We start from the raw sequence: 15,650 nt of genomic DNA, 5'->3' as shown, positions 1-15,650 counted from the left end.
CCCGATCTGTCACCAGCTTCACAGCCTCAAACTTGAACTCCTTCGTGAACTTCCGTCTTACCATGTCCGATCTCCAGGTCCTTGGTCACGATCTTATCTTCGTGTCCACGAAACCGGCAGCAGGCCATTGCATGATTAACAAAGTCTGGGTCGTCTGGCAGCTGAGCAAGAGCTTTTGAGCGTTGAAGAGTAAGAGGTTCCAAAAATGAGTGCGAGATTTGATGAAGAGGATATCGCCGAAGTGATTGCCTCTGCAGCTAGCGCAGCAGGCGGGCAAATGTCGCACGCCGCTGCCCTTCTGCTTGATGCCGCAGCCACGGCCGTTCTGACTGCTGGAATCGACGTTCATCTAGCTGCCGCAAGACTTACCGCTTCAGCCAAGTCGGCAGAAGCGACCGAAATGGGGGGCTAGCAGGAACACCTAGGCGCACTTCAGGATCCTTGAAGCACCTTCGGCGTCAGATGCTGCTGCAAGAAGGTGTCGAGATCGACACCCTTGCCGAACAGATACCCCTGCCCGAGGGGGCAGCCGTGACGGCGCAGCCAATCGTGTTGCGCCTCTGTCTCGATCCCTTCGGCTACAACGCACAGCCCCAGCGCCTGCCCCATGGCGAGAATTGCACGCACGATCTCGTCCGAAGGTTCTTCCGCCGTTTCAAGCCGTTGCACGAAGCTGCGGTCGATTTTCAGCTCGCTCAGACGCAGCTTGTGAAGATAGCTCAGCGAGGAATAGCCGGTGCCGAAATCGTCGGCCGAAAGTTCAAAGCCGCGATCATGCAGCAGGTCGATAACCTCGCGGGCGGGACTGCTCAGATCAACCAGCGCCCCTTCCGTCAACTCGAAGCGTACATCCCTCGCGCCAAGCTGGGCCTGATCCAGATGCGAGAGCAGCTCGAGGCCGAAGCCGGTCTCATGCAGGCTGTCGGGAGACAGGTTGACCGAGATACGCAGCGCATAACCCGCCGCGCGCAGCCGTGCCGTGGCAGCACCTACCATGTCGACCACCATCAGATCAAGCGCCCGCATCAGGCCGGTGCGCTCGGCCACCGGCAGAAAGACGGCGGGACCGATCCCCTGCAAATCCGGCTCAGTGCTGCGCAACAAAGCCTCGGCGCCGACAACCCGGCCCCCTTGCCGCAAATCCACCAGCGGCATGAGGAAGATCTCGAAGGCCCGAGCCTTCAGCGCCCGTTGTAATATCTGCGCGATGCGCGCCTCCTCTGCCTCGCGCTCGCGCAGGGGAGCCGTAAAGCGCACAGTCTGGTTGCGGCCGCGCGCCTTCGCCTCATACATTGCCAGATCGGCGCTCAGCCACAACTCCTCGCTAGAGGTGGCATCCTCGGGATAGACGCTGACGCCCATACTGACACTTATATGAACAACATAGCCCCCGAGGTCGAAGGGCAGCTCGAAAACAGAGGCAAGCCGTGTCAGCACCTCCCGCGTGTCCTCGCCGGGGGCATAGGGGTGCAGGAAGGTGAACTCGTCGCCCGCGACCCGCGCGAGAACCTGCGGCCCCTGCCGGATCCTTTCGAGCCGTGCTGCCACCTTGCGGATCAGCAGGTCTCCGGCATGGTGGCCGAATCGGTCGTTGACCTGCTTGAAATTGTCGATATCCAGAAAGACATGAAGCAAATATCCCCGGTCACGCTGCGCTTTGACGATGGCCGCGGCGAGGGAATCCTCGAACAATTCCCGGTTCGGCAGACCCGAGACCGGGTCATGCAGGGCGGCGTGCATGGCCTCGGCAGCCGCGTTATGCAACAGCGCCTCGTTCGCCAGTTGCGCGGTGATGTCGGTCAGGGTGGCGACCACCTGCAACCCCCCATCGGACATCCGCATCGGCGCCGCAGTGATCGAGATTGACAGGGTCTTGCCATCGTGTCGCCGGATCGAGACCCGACGATCGCGCACGGTGGTTTGGGTCGCAATCACCCTGAAACCGGGAAAATCCTCGGGCACCATCGGCGTACCATCCAGTTCGGTCAACGTCCAGTAATCGTTCACCAGCGGCAACCCGATCAGCTGCTCGGACGTCAGGCCCAAAATCGCGGTCGCCTCCTTGTTGACAAAATAGATGCGCCCCTTGTCGTTAAACGCCACGATGCCCGAGACGGAGGTCTCGACCAGCCGCTTGAGGAAATCGCTTTCTAGGCGCAGTTTCTCGGCCAGTGCCTTGCGGTCGGAGATGTCGATATGCACGCCCGACAACACGCTTGGCGTGCCATCCGAAGCGAAATCGACGGGGCGGCAGCGGCTCAGCACCCAGACCCAGTGCCCGTCCTTGTGCCGCATGCGGATCTCATCGGAGAAGACGTAATCCCCGGCCTTTGACCGGGCCACCCGGTTTTCGTACAGCTTCACCGCGTCTTCGGGATGAACGAGGGTCAGGAAGCTCTCCTCCGTCACCGGCTCCAGTTCCTCGCGGCTGTAGCCCAGCATCTCGGCATATCTGTCATTGATCTGATTTTTTCTCGTGGCGACATTCAACCGCCAGGTGCCGAGCCCGGCGCCAAAGATCACCTCGGCCAGATCCTGCGACGCCTCCTGCTGCCGGGTCAGATCGAAGGCTACCCCGAGGAGCGGTTCCTCGGACGTACCCGCCTCGTTGCGACAATCCGGCACAAGCTTGATCCAGCGACGGGTTCCATCCGGCATGTCGAACCGCAACAGGCTTTCCACGATCTCGGGATGGCCCGGAACGATGCGCTCGAAATGGCGCCGAAACTCGGCCAGGTCGGCCGGATGCAGGTGCGCGGCCATCTCGTCAAAGCCGAACCATCGCCCCTCAGGCAGATTCAATTGACGGGCAAGGCCCCCCGTCACCTGCCACTCGGTGCCGATTTCGGGCGAAACGCGTGCCTGCCAGACCAACCCACCCGCGGCCGTCAGCGCGAGTCGCAGCCGGTCTTCCGCCTTGATCGCCGCCTCGGCCGCCTGCGAGAGTCGTGCCCAAGCCCGGCGCATCAGGAGCCACAGGCCAACGGCAGTAAACAGGATGAAGACCCACCCCTTGGCGGTTTGAAGCTGTTGATAATGCGCGTAGTCGCCCGCCAAGCTGGTCAGAATTCGGTCGCTGAACAGGATGTACCCGGCGCCGAAGATTGCGTAACACAGCGCGAATACGAACGGGCTGAGTGTCAAGCTGCGTTTTATGGCCATCTCGTTCTAAATACCGAATCGTGAAAAAACATAGCTTGCAAAGATTAATATCATCTGACTGGAAAGCCACGAAATGCTATTACATTTCTTAAGAGGCCCCGCGCACAATCATCGCGGAGACGCCGCGGCGTCCGGCGCCGCGCGCGTTACTGCTTCGGCCATGGGACCGGGCAAAGAGACGTTTATCGTGGCCATGGTCGCGATCTCCTTTGCGAGGAACCCGCAGCCCCTGAACGGTAGGAGCTCGGCAACATTCCGGATGAGGCGACAGCCACCGCTTCGGGAACATTCCTTCATGAGGCAATACGTCGGCCAAATTGGTTGTCGCTCATCAGAAACTGCGCCTCCGGACATGCCGAAAGCAGACCCTGCTTCTTCAACTCATGCCGCCAGGCATAGATCTGCTGCCGCGACACATCGTGCCGCTGCGCAACCTGCGTCACCGTCGCGCCGCCCATGCCTACCGATAAAACGATCTCGAGCTTCTCATCGTCGTTCAACCTCCAGCTCTGCCCGCAGATCATCGAGGAAGAGCGGGTTCAACACCTTCAGGATGTTCGGCACCGAGGTGTAGTGCATGCCGAGGACCGAGCGTTCCTCTTCATCCGCGACGGCCTGGATCATGGAGCCGAAGATGTCGGGGTTGATCTGTGTCCAGTCGAGGCTGCCGATATGGGACAGGTAGCGCTGCGCGATCTTGGAAAAGCGCGGCACATCCGTGCTGCCCGAGAAGAGCCCGCCGTTCACGTAGGGAAAGGTGTCGGCCCAACGGGGCAGCTTGGCCTCGGCCCGTTTGGGGATGGGCGTGTTCATCGCCCGGAAAATCTCGCCGATGACTTCGTGCGTGTTCGACCCGTCGCGGTTTGCCATCTAGTCGATGGTGGCGGTGAACAGGTTGTCGCTGACGAAGATGTCGGTGTCTTCGGCGAAGAAGCAGAAGATCAGCCGCGCCATGAAATGGTTCATGTCGTAGCGCTTGTCGGCGCTGCCCCAGTCGGGGTTGTCCTTGATAAGTTCGACATAGAGCCGATTGAGGCGGCTGGTCGCGCGGATGTCGAAGGCTCTTTCGCGGATCTGCTTGACCATGGAGATGTCGGCCAGCTGCAGGAAGAAGCCGGAATGGTCGGGGAAATCGGTGTAGCGGCAGGCGATGGTTTCGCCGGTGGTGATGTCCTCGGCCTCGAGGTCGATGCCGTCGGTGGCGAGGATGAACTTTGCCTTGGCGCGGGTGGTGGCGGGGCTGTCGCGAAGGGCGGTCAGGGTCGCCGCGATGTCGCCCGGCGCGCAGGTGGCAAGGTGGATGTTGTTGGTCTGCAGGACGCCGCCGAGGTCGGATTTGTTCGACGCGCCGGTGCGCAGCCGTTTGATGGTCGTGTCCTTGTTTCCAAAGGCCATGAGGAAGGCATAGGGGAATTCGGCCGCATCAAAGGGCTGCTCGGCAAGTTCGGAAACGGCTTGTTCGATTTCAACGGCGTTCATGCGGCTGTCCAGGGGTTGATCAGGTCGATCTCGCAACCCTCGAAGTCAGGCGTATTGCGCGTGGCGACGGTGGCACCACGGGTTTGGGCAATGGAGGCGATCTGGCAATCGGCCTGGGCGATCGGTCGCCCGGCGGCGCGACGTGCGGCGGCGATGGTGGCATAGGACTGCGCGGCGTCGCTGTCGAAGGGCAGGATGCGACCGGCGAGGTCCTCGCGCAGGATACGGTCCACGGCGTCAACCAGCGCGGCGCGGCGCTTGCCGTTCCCCATGATCGCGAGGCCGTAGCGCAGCTCTGCCTCCGATATCGAGGTCAGGTAGACGTTGAGCCCGTCCTGAGCGGACAGCCAGTGTTCGACCTTGGGCTCCGGAGCCGGGCGCAACAGCTCCGAGATGACATTCTTATCGAGGATGATCATGCGTCAGGCCTGGTCGAACGCGGGCGGTTCACGCATGGCTTCACGCTGCGGAAGGTTGAGATCAACGCCACCCAGAGGCGCGACCCGTGCACGGATGGCCGCGGCAAGATCGTGGGATGGCTTCGCTTCGCCGACGACATGGCGCAAGATCTCGCGCGCCTCTTCCTCCATCGAGCGGCCATGCTCGGCTGCGCGTATGCGAAGGCGGCGCTTCACGTCATCGTCAAGGTTCCGGATGGTAATGCTTGCCATGATATCCTCCTGAGAAGAGTGTAATCATCGCAATCAATGCGATCAAGACTAATCGCCTGAGTGCAGAGCCTCATAGCCCCGCCGCTTCTTCACCGCTGCGAGCTTCATCAAAGCGGTGATGGCCTTGCCTTCATCTGGGTGGGTCTCGACCATCATCTGCCCCCGAAAGCCGATCCGGCCCCACTCGCGTACGAGGCTGGCGCGACCGAAGAGGTCGCGTTGCACACTCAGCCGATAGAAGCGACGCATGTTGCACGCCGGATCGATCCGGCGCATCTGCACGTCGGTCGGGAAGACATGGAGCTGGATCGGGCTGTGGTACATGTAGTGATCGGGTAAGGTTTTTGCCACAATATCAGGTGGAAGTCTGCGCTTCCACCTCGATTTCCCCGCGAAGGGGAAAAGGGGGCTCACGCCCCCTTCTCGAACTTCATGACCGGGATGCCGAGCTTCTTGGCCTTGTCGGCGAGGTTCTCCTGGATTCCATTGCCCGGGAAGACGAGGACGCCCACAGGCAGCACGTCCAGCATGGCATCGTTGCGCTTGAAGGGGGCAGCCTTGGCATGCTTGGTCCAGTCGGGCTTGAAGGCCACCTGCGTCACGCCCCGGGACTCGGCCCATTTGGCGGCGATGAGTTCGGCACCCTTGGGGCTTCCCCCGTGCAGAAGGACCATGTCGGGATGTTTGGTGCGGACCTGATCGAGCTTGCCCCAGATCAGGCGGTGATCGTTGAAGTCGGTCCCACCGGTGAGGGCGACCTTGGGGCCTGCGGGCAGCATCACCTCGGTTTCCGCGCGGCGCTTGGCGGCCAAGAAGTCGCGGCTGTCGATCAGCGCTGCGGTCATGTGCTGGCGGTTCACCATCGAGCCGGTGCGGGGGCGCCAGGTCGATCCCGTGTGATGGACGAACTCGGTCGCTGCGTGATCGCGCATCATGTCCATGCAGTTCCGCCGTTCGATCAACGTCAGGCCTTCGGCCGTCAGGCGCTCTAGTTCGACGGATTTCACCTCGGAGCCGTCCTGCTCGCGTTGGAGGCGGCGCTGCGCCTGTTCATTTTCATCGAGCGACCGCTCGATCCGGGCCGTCGCGCGGTGGAAGAGGTTGACCTGGCCCCAGAGCACCTCTTCGAGGTCGGGTTCCATGCGGGTGTCTTCCAGGGTCGCGACGAGGGCATCGAAGATGTCGGCGACGGCGACCGCGAGGCGCTGACCGTCGGGCATCGGGCGCGGATCGGGCTCGTCAAAGGGGCGGTAGCCATAGAGCTGCAGCTCGTCGAGCGCATGGGCGGTCTGGGATGCGGTGTGGGCGGGTTCATACGCGTCGTCGTGGGTGTGGATCGTCATCGGTTTCTTGCCTCCGGGCCTCAACTCGTCCGCGCGTCATCCCGCGCGGCCTTCATGGGCTGCGGATGCCGTCGCGGGGGACGCCCCTTCACCCCCTTTCGGGGCCGGAACGCATGTGGAGGAGGACGGGGGGCGGCTGATTTGCCTCGCGATGCAAAGGCGGGGCTCGTCCCCGTCGGCGGAAATCAGTCGCCCCCCGTCCTTGAAGGGGCGGCACCTTTGACGGCCGCCTGCCCATCTCTTGAAGGCCGTGTGGGTGACGGGTGGATGAGATTGCCCGGGAAGAGGCAAAGCGACGATCCACAGCCACGATAGAAATCCGTGACCACCGCCCCGCACTCCCGGGCCGCCCCTTGCGCGACGTAACTCAGCCCAACAGGCGATGCCGATCCTCGGGCCCGATCTGACCTGCCAGATGCTGGCGCAGCGCCTCTTTGCCGTTCGCCCGGAGATCATCGTTGAAATCCCCGAGCCGTGGTTCCAGCACCCGCACGGCAATCCCGGCCTCAAGGGCTCTGGCGTTCAACCTCTCCGCCGCGCGCTGCCCGGCCGGATCGCGGTCGATGGCGATGTAGAGGCGCTGCACCCCCTCCGGCAGCAGGACGGCCCCGAGGTGACCGGACGAGAGCGCAGCCCAGACGGGAAGGCCGGGCACTGCCTCAACCAGGGACAGCATGGTCTCGATGCCCTCGCCAACAACGAGGATGTCGTCATGTGGGGTGAGCCTGACGGCATTGCCCAGGAGGTGACCCATGGCACGCCGCTGCGTCTCGACATCTGCTTTCCCCTGTCCGTCCGGCGCCAGCCAGGTGCGGTGCACGCCCTGCAAGACCCCTGCCCCATCGGTGACCGCCGCGATCAGCGCCGGTCTGGGGACGCTTCGGGTCTGGCCCTCATCCCGATGCCAGCACTTCGGGTGGAAGCGCAGGGCGCTCATGGTGCCACCTTGGGTGACGCCCCGCGAACGGAGGTAGATGTCAGCAAGCGTGCCTGCGATCAGGACCGAAGCCGCAAAGAGGCGCGCCGCTGCCGCTGGCGTGCCACCGGGGGCCTTGGACTTCTTCGGCACTGGCACGTCCGGGAGGACCGGCTGCGGACGACCGAGATGCGCCCGGGCCTCGGCCAGAAGGTCGGGAAAGCGGGAGATGCCGGTCCGCTCGCGGATGATGTCGAGAAGATCGCCATGCTCTCCCGTGGCGGCGTCGGCGAACTTGCCGGCAGCACCCGGCCCTGATGCAGGCCCGGTCAGCCGCACGAAGAGCGACCGTCCAGGGTTGTTCTGCAGATCGCCAACGATCCAGTAGGACCCTTCCCGCCGTCCGGCGGGAAGGTAGGCGCGACACACGCCCTCGGCATTCTCCGCCAGAGCGCGGATTACATCTTCGGTCTCAGAATACATGGCTCAACACCCTCCGCGTTCATGTAGTCCCGTCACAGGACAACGTGCAAGCAGGCGATCCAGCACAGCGATGCCGGTAGGGTCGGTCGGACAGAACAGCCGCAGCTTCCAGCTGATGATCTCCGAGAAGAAGCCATCGGCCTTGAGCCGGTCTTTGGCGGCCTCGGTGAAGCCGGACAGCTCGATCCGGTTGACGCCCATGACGCGGGACCGGTGGAGTTCCATCCCTTCAGCCAACCGCACGACCGTCTTGCCCTCAAGAACAAGGGCATGGACCTGCGCTGCACTGAGCTTCGGCGCGTCATCTGCCAGCGTGGTCGCGACCCAGGCGGGCGAGACGCGGCGGCCGATGAGGCGCTGGCCGTCGTCGGTCTGCAGCCGGTAGACCCGGGTTTCATCCTGCGGGAGCTGCTTCCAGATCGGCAGCAGCAGCCCCGACACGATATGCAGCGTGGACTCGCTGAACTCCGGCACCTCGGCCAGTTCCGCGGTCCAGGCGGCATCGAACGCCGCGCGGTCGGCCTCCAGCCAATGCGTGTCCTCCATGATCCTGGCCGGAACCGTGCTGGCCTCGGTGGGTCGGATCAGGCGCAGGCGAGGTTCAATGGTGCCGTCGTCCAGCATCAGGCTGGTGGCGGGAACCTGCACCGCGGCCCGGCCGGAGCGGCTGTTGACCAGCAGGCGCGCCTTCGGATCGTCGAGCCAGTCGAGCGCATCGGCGAGCGAGGTCGGCGTGTTGCGCCGCTTCTCCGCGATGGTCAGCAGCTGGGTTTCGGCGCCGGAGCCGGGATGGGTATAGATCACCCGGGCGTCGGTGATGCGGAAGCTCTCGGCGCGCAGCGTCTCGAGCCCGAGGTCATAGGCCCCGGCGGCGATGGCCCCCTCGATCCGCGCATCGAGCAGTTCCTCGAAGGCCGAGAAGAGCACGGCCTGCATGTCGATCGTCAGCGCCAGCAGGCGATTGAGGAAGGTCGTGATCGGCGGCAGGTCGTCCTTCAGACCAGTGTCGTCGGTCAGGCTGAGCCCCGTCGCATCCTCGAAGGCCGCAAGCGAGCAGCCCGCCACATCGCCGCGATAGAGGCGGCGGTAGAGCTGGCGCAGGGCATCGCGGGCATAGGGGGACTCGAGGTTGTCCTCCGGGCGGAAGAGACCCTGACCCCCGGTCTGACGCTGGCCGCGCGTGATCGCGCCGAGCGTGTCGAGGCGGCGCGCGATGGTCGAGAGGAAACGCTTCTCCGCCTTCACATCGGTGGCCACGGGACGGAAGAGCGGCGGCTGCGCCTGGTTGGTGCGGTTGGTACGCCCGAGGCCTTGAATGGCCGCGTCGGCCTTCCACCCGGGCTCCAGAAGGTAGTGGACGCGCAGGCGCTGGTTCCTCGACCCGAGATCGGCGTGATAGCTGCGCCCCGTCCCCCCGGCATCCGAGAAGACCAGGATGCGCTTCTGGTCGTCCATGAAGGCGGCGGTTTCCGCGAGGTTGGCAGACCCCGCGCGGCTTTCCACGACGAGGCGCGCCGCAGGACCCTCGCCCTTTCGTACGATGCGGCGCGACCGGCCTGTGACCTCGGCCACGAGATCGGTGCCGAAGCGCTGGACAATCTGATCCAGCGACCCGGCCACGGGCGGAAGTGATGCCAGCTTCTCGATCAGCGCGTCCCGCCTGCGGGCGGCTTCGCGGCATTCGATGGGCTGGCCGCCACGGACCACGGGTCGGGACGAGAGATTGCCCTCGCTATCGGTGAAGGGCTCGTAGAGCTGCACCGGGAAGGAATGGGCGAGGTAATCTAGGACATATTCCCGAGGCGTGATGTCGACGCGGATGTCGTTCCACTCTTCGGTCGGGATTTCCGACAGGCGGCGTTCCATCAGCGCCTCGCCGGTGGAGACGATCTGGATGACGGAGGCGTGACCCGCTGCGAGATCAGCTTCGATGGCGGCGATCAGCGTAGGGGTTTTCATGCTGGTCAGCAGATGGCCGAAGAAGCGCTGCTTGGCGGATTCGAAAGCCGAGCGTGCGGCAGACTTGGCCTGGCGGTTCAGCGTGCCGCTGTCGCCCGTGATGTTCGCGGCCTCCATGGCGGCGGCGAGGTTGTTGTGGATGATGGCGAAGGCCTCGGCATAGGCATCGTAGATGCCACGCTGCGCGGGGGTCAGCGCATGTTCCAGCATCTCGTATTCGACGCCGTCATAGGACAGCGACCGGGCAGTGTAGAGGCCAAGGGACCGCAGGTCGCGGGCCAGAACCTCCATCGCGGCGACACCCCCCGCCTCGATGGCCTGTACGAATTCCGCCCGCGTTGCGAACGGAAAGTCCTCCCCGCCCCAAAGCCCGAGGCGCTGAGCATAGGCGAGGTTGTGGACCGTCGTCGCCCCCGTGGCAGAGACATAGACCACGCGGGCATTGGGCAGCTTGTGCTGCAGTCGCAGGCCCGCCCTGCCTTGCTGCGAGGCTTCCGTGTCGCCGCGCTCGCCCTTCGACCCGGCGGCATTCGCCATGGCATGGCTTTCATCGAACAGGATCACCCCGTCGAAATCCGCCCCCAGCCAGTCGACGATCTGATCGACGCGGGATTTCTTGGCGCCGCGTTCCTCCGAGCGCAGCGTGGCATAGGTGGTGAAGAGGATGCCTTCGGTCAGCGGGATGTCGCGGCCTTGCGCGAAGCGCGAGAGCGGCGTGACCAGCAGCCGCTCCTGGCCAAGGGCCGACCAGTCGCGCTGCGCATCTTCCAGCAGCTTGTCGCTTTTCGAGATCCACAGCGCCTTGCGGCGGCCCTGGCACCAGTTGTCGAGCAGGATCCCGGCCGACTGCCGGCCCTTGCCCGCCCCGGTGCCGTCGCCAAGGAAAAACCCACGACGGAAGCGGACAGCGTCAGCGGCATCCTCCGGTGCGGCCGAGACCATGTCGCCGGTTTCATCGACAGACCACGACCCCGCGAGATAGGCGCCATGCGCTTCGCCCGCATAGATGACCGTCTCCAGTTGGGCATCAGACAGCAGGCCGTCGCGCAGGACGGCGGAGGGCAGCTTGGGGTGGTAGGTCGGTTTCGGGGGCGCGACCGAGGCCATGGCGGCCGACTGCACCAGCTTGGTCGGGTGTGGTGCCGCGCCGGGGATGTGGATGGCCTGCAGACTGAAGTTCTCATAAATGGCATCCGAAAGGCGCGCGCTGGCACTGGCCTCGGTTGCATCCCGCAGGCTGTAGGTGAGGTCCGCGGCCTCGATCTGCGCGCCAGTGGTGGTGGGTGTTGCTGGCGCAGCGCGCGATGTGCTGATGGCCGTGCGCGTGGTACGGGCAGGATTTCCCGGGAAGGGGGAAGAGCGGCCCGGCCCTACTGGGTCAGCAGGCTCCAACTCGAGGCGCGGGGGGATATGGGTGGTGATCAGCGACAGAAGGCTGGCCACATCCGGCGATATCGGGCGCGCCAGATCGGCGGCGATGCCGCCCGCCTCTCCACCGCGGCATTTGTCAAAGACCGAGATACGGGTTTCAAAGCTGGTGCCATGTTTGGCAAAGGCGGTGCCGGACACAGCACCGGTGAAGATCAGATGAGCAGACTCGGTCAGGCGGGCGAAACCGTCCGCCCAGGCGGGCGCATCGGGCGCGAAGCCGGCTCCGGTGATGGCGACGAGCCGCCCGCCAGGAGCGAGCCGCGCAAGCGCCGAGCGCAGATGCCGGGCCGTCGCCTCGGTCGTCCGACCATCGACATTGGCCAGAGCCGAGAAGGGCGGGTTCATCAGGATAACGCTCGGGCGAAAGCCCGCGTCCAGATGATCATCGATCTGCGCGGCGTCGAACGTGGACACGGGACGCCCCGGAAAGAGGAGGCGCAGAAGATCGGCGCGGGTATCGGCCAGCTCGTTCAGCGCGAGACCGCCACCTGCGATCTCGCCGAGGATCGCCAGAAGTCCGGTCCCGGCCGAGGGTTCGAGGACGAGGTCTCGGGGCGTGATCTGCGCCCCGGCGAGGGCCGCGAGACCCATGGGCAGCGGTGTGCTGAATTGCTGGAACCGCTCCATCTCCTCCGAGCGCCGCGTATGCGTGGGCAACAGGCCCGCGACCTTGGTAAGGATCGGCAGCAGGGCAGCGGGCGAGCCCGCCCGGGCGAGCAGCGCGCGGCCGAACTTCCGCAGGAAGAGGACCAGCGCCACCTCGCCCGCCTCATAGGCAAGCTTCCAGTCCCACGCGCCATCGGCATCGGAGCCGCAAAAGGCGCGCTCCATCTCAAGCCGCAGGCGCACCGCGTCGATCTGGAACCCCTGTGCCAGATCGGGCTGCAGCGCTTCGGCGACAGCGAGGATCGCGGACGCGGGATCGCGAGATGGAACAGGAACGGGAGGCGCAACAGGGGCGAGATAGGTCATGGGGAAACTCCGGAATGAGGGACAGGATCAGGATCGGGCACCCTCTCTCGGGCACCCTCAGGCCTGATCTTTCCCCGCCCCCCTTTTCCTCTCGAACCGGCGCAACCCGGACGCTTGGCTTGATTATGTTCCCCTTATGTTCTATATTGAAGCCCAAGCCAGAAAGGGAGTTTCCCGATGGACAGCACCACGCACGCCCTGCCCGCAACACCCAAGCAGATCGCCTATGCGCGGTCTCTCGCCCTGCGCAACCAGACCCTCCTGCCGTGGGAGGTGCAGCAGGACCGCCGGTCCCTGAGTGCCTGGATCGAGGCACAGGCCCGGCTGAAACCAGTATCCGACATGGACCGGCTGCCCACGTCCAAGCAGGTGGCCTTCGCAGAGAAACTCGCCCGGATCAAACGGCGCGCCGTGCCGGATGAGTGCTTCCGCAACAAGGGGCTCATGTCGAAGTGGATCGACGGGAACAAGTAACGGGAATCTTCCGAAAAGATGGTCAGTCAGGCTTGAACGCTGCATTGGCCTTGCGCGCGATGTCCGCGCAGCGGTCCATCAAGTCGCCAAAGGGCTCTGGTGTTGATGCAAGCAGGCCGTCCTCGACCATCCGGCGATAATCGTCGGCGAGAGCCTTGAGAGCATCGCCGCCCGGGACCAGTTGTAGATGCCCAGAGGTTGCGGCGCCGTAATCGATCCATGTGGCATCCGCTGCCTTCTCTGCAAAGAACATCGCCTTGTGCTTTGCGACAGCGGTCCCAAGTGCGCGATCTTCGATGGCCGCAGCGGCGATGCCCGCTGCGTCCAACCGGGCGACATCATGCCAGTGTCTGGAAAAGCGATCCCCTCGCATACGGCTCTGCAAACAGAACACGTGGATCGCCGTTGCCTTTTCCCAGAAGGTCCGTTCTGCATGCATCACGCGCGGGCGAGCAGTCGGAAACTCAAGGCCGTCAACGGCCCCCGCTGCGTCACAGACAATGTCTCGCGCTGATGCCGGCTCTCCGGTAGAACGCGCGCCAAATTCCAGCATCACGCTCGGAGAAACGTATCCCGTGCCTTGGGCGAGGTGCGGGTAGTCGATGAACAGCTTGTCGCCGTCAATCCGAAGGCCGGCATCGATCCCGTCCCGATCAATCGCCTGCTGCAGGATCGGCTGGATGGTCCCGGCCACCCATTCTGGCAAAGCCTGTCGGACACGCTTCGACCAGCGCCGCTCTTCGCTGGATGTGGCGGGCATGGCATCTTCACGGCCCTCGAGCAAATCCGGGATCAGCGCCCGGATATCAAATGTCAGATCCACATCCTCGGAAAACCGGTCAATGACCTGGTAGGCCTTCGACAGAGAGGTGCCACCCTTGAAGACGAGGTTTGTGCCGACGGGCGATCCAAACAGTTGCTGGATCGCCCAGACCACCCAGACGTCCTTTTCGAGGAGGTGGGCTGGCCGACCAAGCCGATCGGCTGCGACGCCAAGAGCATCCAGTCGGTCTTTGGCGGTGAGGCGCAGGAATGCCTCAGCCATGAACCATCTCTCCAACCAATCGTGCCAGCCAAGTCGGGAACTGCGGCGCGGCGGACACGAGTTCGGTCTTTGCCGTGTCCGTGAGCTTGGATCGCAGAAAGGGGAGAGCCTTGGGGGCCTCATCCGGCCCGAGCCAGGCCAGCGCACGGACGGCCTGGCCCGAGGTCTTGCTCCCAAGGGCCAACTGCCAGCGCGGCGCATGACGCAGTTCGACTGCTTGCCGGCCAAGGTTCAGCACACGGCTTCGCCCCGAGGTGAGGTAAACCGACTTGACCGGCACCTGCGTGGTCAGGCCCAGAGCGTTTGCCGCGGCAGCGCCGCTCGGCACGATCGTCTCGCCCCGCTGCACAGCGAGCGCTTCAATCGCCTGTTCAGCGGACGGACTGCGCGGACCAAAGCGTGTCTGGACTGGGCGCATGTAGATGCCGCGTCCTGCACGGATCAGCTCGCCGCGCGCGGCCAGACGCGACAGCGTCTGATCGACCGCCGCGCGCGAGCCGAGGTGCAGGAGCCCCTTCGCTGCCAAGGGCACCCCCTCCGGCAACGCCGTAGCGACATTCATAATGCTCTCGGCCATGCGCTCCATGATCGCTCCTTTGTCAGAAATATACGCAGATTTCTGACAGTTTTCAACCGTGCGCTCTCACCCGAACCGCCGCCCGGCTTCCGTGAACGAATACTCGTTGACGATGATCCCTTCCTCGATGGCCTCATCCGAGGTGAGGTGGTCGTATTCGGCCTCAAGCTGGCGGTATAGCCAGCGGGCCAGATCACGCAGCGCCTCGGTCACGATCTCCTCCGCATCCTCGGTCGGCGGCTGCCAGGTCGGGCTGTCGCGCGTGACGTCGATCGACATGGTGTATTCGTGGTAGTAGCGCCCGCGGTGGCTGACCTCGGCAGCGAGCTGGTAGAAGTTCCGGCGCTGGATGGCCAGCAGCCGGTCCGCGATGCCATGCAGCGTCGCATCCGTCGGGGCGTAGTCCCGGATGCGCGCGGCCGCGCCCTTGGCGTGGGACCAGTAGCCCTCGAAGCAGGCCCCGTCGCCCTGGCTCCAGAACCCGGAGAACCAGATGCAGGATCTGGCCCGCGTCCCGCCGCCCATCAGGCGGACGGGTGTGGTTTTCAGGCGGATACCGAGGATCTCGCAGACCCGCTCGAAATCCTCGTAGACCGCGTCCCACCAATCGTCACGGGGCCCGAGCTCGCGATACCAGCTGCGCGCCTTTTCCTTGGCCGCCTCCGAGAGTTCGGGGAACTGGTAGACGGTGGTGCAGATCACCTCAGGCATCGGTGTCCTCCCCGTTCAGCGCGGCGGCGAGCCATTCCTGGCTGCTGGTCCAGCCGATGGATTTGCGGGCACCGAGATCGATGGCATGCGCGCCACCGCCGAAGGCGTCGAGGCGAGGCCGCGAACAGGTCAGCGCATACTGAAACCCCCCAGAGACCGGTAAGGTCGAGTTCTTCTGCCAGGCGCAGCACGAAGCGGATGACAGCTTCGACATCGCCGTGCTCGTCGTCATGGATCCAGAGGCTGCTGCCCTCGGGCACGTCCTGACGCACGAGGTTGAAGCCCGCGACCTCCGGGTCTTCGGCGTCCTGATCGGCTTCGCGCAAGCTCTGGAACAGCGCGAGCGCGCGGGCAGCCTTGTCGGGGGTGCCGACATCGAGCAGGCACGAGAAATGGGTGAAGTAATCCGCCATGGGGACCTCCTGGA

12 protein-coding genes and 2 pseudogenes are annotated in these 15,650 nt (G+C 64.5%); 1 reads left to right on the top strand and 13 read right to left on the bottom strand.

All coding sequences use genetic code 11. The annotated features are described in order from the left end of the window. Positions 1-432: 432 nt before the first annotated feature. The 9 genes and pseudogenes from NHN26_RS14760 to NHN26_RS14715 form a co-directional block, all read right to left on the bottom strand. A complete protein-coding gene (locus NHN26_RS14760) occupies positions 433-3,162 on the bottom strand; it encodes a sensor domain-containing protein (RefSeq protein ID WP_253090134.1) in 2,730 nt (909 codons plus the stop codon). 293 nt (positions 3,163-3,455) lie between these two features. Further along, complete coding sequence (locus NHN26_RS14755; protein WP_207893975.1) at positions 3,456-3,662, bottom strand: transposase; 207 nt, start codon at positions 3,660-3,662, stop codon at positions 3,456-3,458. A 1-nt stretch (position 3,663) separates the two neighbouring features. Then, a pseudogene (locus NHN26_RS17615) lies at positions 3,664-4,641 on the bottom strand (type IIL restriction-modification enzyme MmeI); the annotation flags it as partial. Then, positions 4,638-5,060 carry a type II toxin-antitoxin system VapC family toxin gene (locus NHN26_RS14740; protein WP_253090132.1) on the bottom strand — a complete coding sequence of 141 codons (423 nt, stop codon included), beginning with the start codon at positions 5,058-5,060 and terminating at the stop codon, positions 4,638-4,640. The gene NHN26_RS14740 and the pseudogene NHN26_RS17615, both read right to left, overlap by 4 nt. A gap of 3 nt (positions 5,061-5,063) precedes the next feature. Beyond that, positions 5,064-5,312, bottom strand: coding sequence for a FitA-like ribbon-helix-helix domain-containing protein (locus tag NHN26_RS14735; protein WP_132694147.1), 249 nt, complete (start codon positions 5,310-5,312; stop codon positions 5,064-5,066). Between the two features lie 48 nt (positions 5,313-5,360). Continuing rightward, a complete protein-coding gene (locus tag NHN26_RS14730) occupies positions 5,361-5,636 on the bottom strand; it encodes a WGR domain-containing protein (protein WP_253090131.1) in 276 nt (91 codons plus the stop codon). Between the two features lie 86 nt (positions 5,637-5,722). Next, positions 5,723-6,655 carry a DUF2493 domain-containing protein gene (locus NHN26_RS14725; protein ID WP_253090130.1) on the bottom strand — a complete coding sequence of 311 codons (933 nt, stop codon included), beginning with the start codon at positions 6,653-6,655 and terminating at the stop codon, positions 5,723-5,725. A 367-nt stretch (positions 6,656-7,022) separates the two neighbouring features. Further along, positions 7,023-8,054, bottom strand: coding sequence for a DUF7146 domain-containing protein (locus NHN26_RS14720; protein ID WP_253090129.1), 1,032 nt, complete (start codon positions 8,052-8,054; stop codon positions 7,023-7,025). A 3-nt stretch (positions 8,055-8,057) separates the two neighbouring features. Then, positions 8,058-12,416 (bottom strand): strawberry notch family protein, encoded by a 4,359-nt coding sequence (locus NHN26_RS14715; protein WP_253090128.1) that lies wholly within the window; start codon positions 12,414-12,416, stop codon positions 8,058-8,060. A 177-nt stretch (positions 12,417-12,593) separates the two neighbouring features. Between NHN26_RS14715 and NHN26_RS14710 the strand changes: the two genes are divergently transcribed. After that, on the top strand, positions 12,594-12,890 hold the full coding sequence (locus tag NHN26_RS14710) for a hypothetical protein (RefSeq protein ID WP_132694143.1): 297 nt from the start codon (positions 12,594-12,596) through the stop codon (positions 12,888-12,890). Between the two features lie 22 nt (positions 12,891-12,912). Here NHN26_RS14710 and NHN26_RS14705 read toward each other — a convergent pair whose 3' ends face one another. From NHN26_RS14705 to NHN26_RS14690, 4 genes and pseudogenes are all read right to left on the bottom strand, one after another. Continuing rightward, positions 12,913-13,935 carry a nucleotidyl transferase AbiEii/AbiGii toxin family protein gene (locus NHN26_RS14705; protein ID WP_132694142.1) on the bottom strand — a complete coding sequence of 341 codons (1,023 nt, stop codon included), beginning with the start codon at positions 13,933-13,935 and terminating at the stop codon, positions 12,913-12,915. After that, entirely contained in the window at positions 13,928-14,521 is a 594-nt protein-coding gene (locus NHN26_RS14700; RefSeq protein ID WP_132694141.1) for a DUF6088 family protein, read from the bottom strand. Before NHN26_RS14700 ends, NHN26_RS14705 begins: the two co-directional genes overlap by 8 nt. A 57-nt stretch (positions 14,522-14,578) precedes the next feature. Then, on the bottom strand, positions 14,579-15,223 hold the full coding sequence (locus NHN26_RS14695) for a DUF8835 domain-containing pootine (protein WP_132694140.1): 645 nt from the start codon (positions 15,221-15,223) through the stop codon (positions 14,579-14,581). After that, a pseudogene (locus NHN26_RS14690) lies at positions 15,216-15,636 on the bottom strand (hypothetical protein). Before NHN26_RS14690 ends, NHN26_RS14695 begins: the two are co-directional and overlap by 8 nt. Between the last annotated feature and the right edge of the window lie 14 nt (positions 15,637-15,650).

Source organism: Rhodovulum tesquicola, from assembly GCF_024128855.1.
Taxonomy (GTDB): Bacteria; Pseudomonadota; Alphaproteobacteria; order Rhodobacterales; family Rhodobacteraceae; genus Rhodovulum; species Rhodovulum tesquicola.
This window is presented reverse-complemented; position numbering and strand designations above follow the sequence as displayed.

Excerpts from the sequence above, each read along its gene's own strand:
- NHN26_RS14710 (WP_132694143.1), top strand. The coding sequence starts at position 12,594 with ATGGACAGCACCACGCACGCCCTGCCCGCAACACCCAAGCAGATCGCC.
- NHN26_RS14730 (WP_253090131.1), bottom strand. The coding sequence starts at position 5,636 with ATGTACCACAGCCCGATCCAGCTCCATGTCTTCCCGACCGACGTGCAG.
- NHN26_RS14760 (WP_253090134.1), bottom strand. The coding sequence starts at position 3,162 with ATGGCCATAAAACGCAGCTTGACACTCAGCCCGTTCGTATTCGCGCTG.
- NHN26_RS14700 (WP_132694141.1), bottom strand. The coding sequence starts at position 14,521 with ATGGAGCGCATGGCCGAGAGCATTATGAATGTCGCTACGGCGTTGCCG.
- NHN26_RS14720 (WP_253090129.1), bottom strand. The coding sequence starts at position 8,054 with ATGTATTCTGAGACCGAAGATGTAATCCGCGCTCTGGCGGAGAATGCC.
- NHN26_RS14740 (WP_253090132.1), bottom strand. The coding sequence starts at position 5,060 with ATGATCATCCTCGATAAGAATGTCATCTCGGAGCTGTTGCGCCCGGCT.
- NHN26_RS14705 (WP_132694142.1), bottom strand. The coding sequence starts at position 13,935 with ATGGCTGAGGCATTCCTGCGCCTCACCGCCAAAGACCGACTGGATGCT.
- NHN26_RS14735 (WP_132694147.1), bottom strand. The coding sequence starts at position 5,312 with ATGGCAAGCATTACCATCCGGAACCTTGACGATGACGTGAAGCGCCGC.
- NHN26_RS14725 (WP_253090130.1), bottom strand. The coding sequence starts at position 6,655 with ATGACGATCCACACCCACGACGACGCGTATGAACCCGCCCACACCGCA.
- NHN26_RS14695 (WP_132694140.1), bottom strand. The coding sequence starts at position 15,223 with ATGCCTGAGGTGATCTGCACCACCGTCTACCAGTTCCCCGAACTCTCG.
- NHN26_RS14715 (WP_253090128.1), bottom strand. The coding sequence starts at position 12,416 with ATGACCTATCTCGCCCCTGTTGCGCCTCCCGTTCCTGTTCCATCTCGC.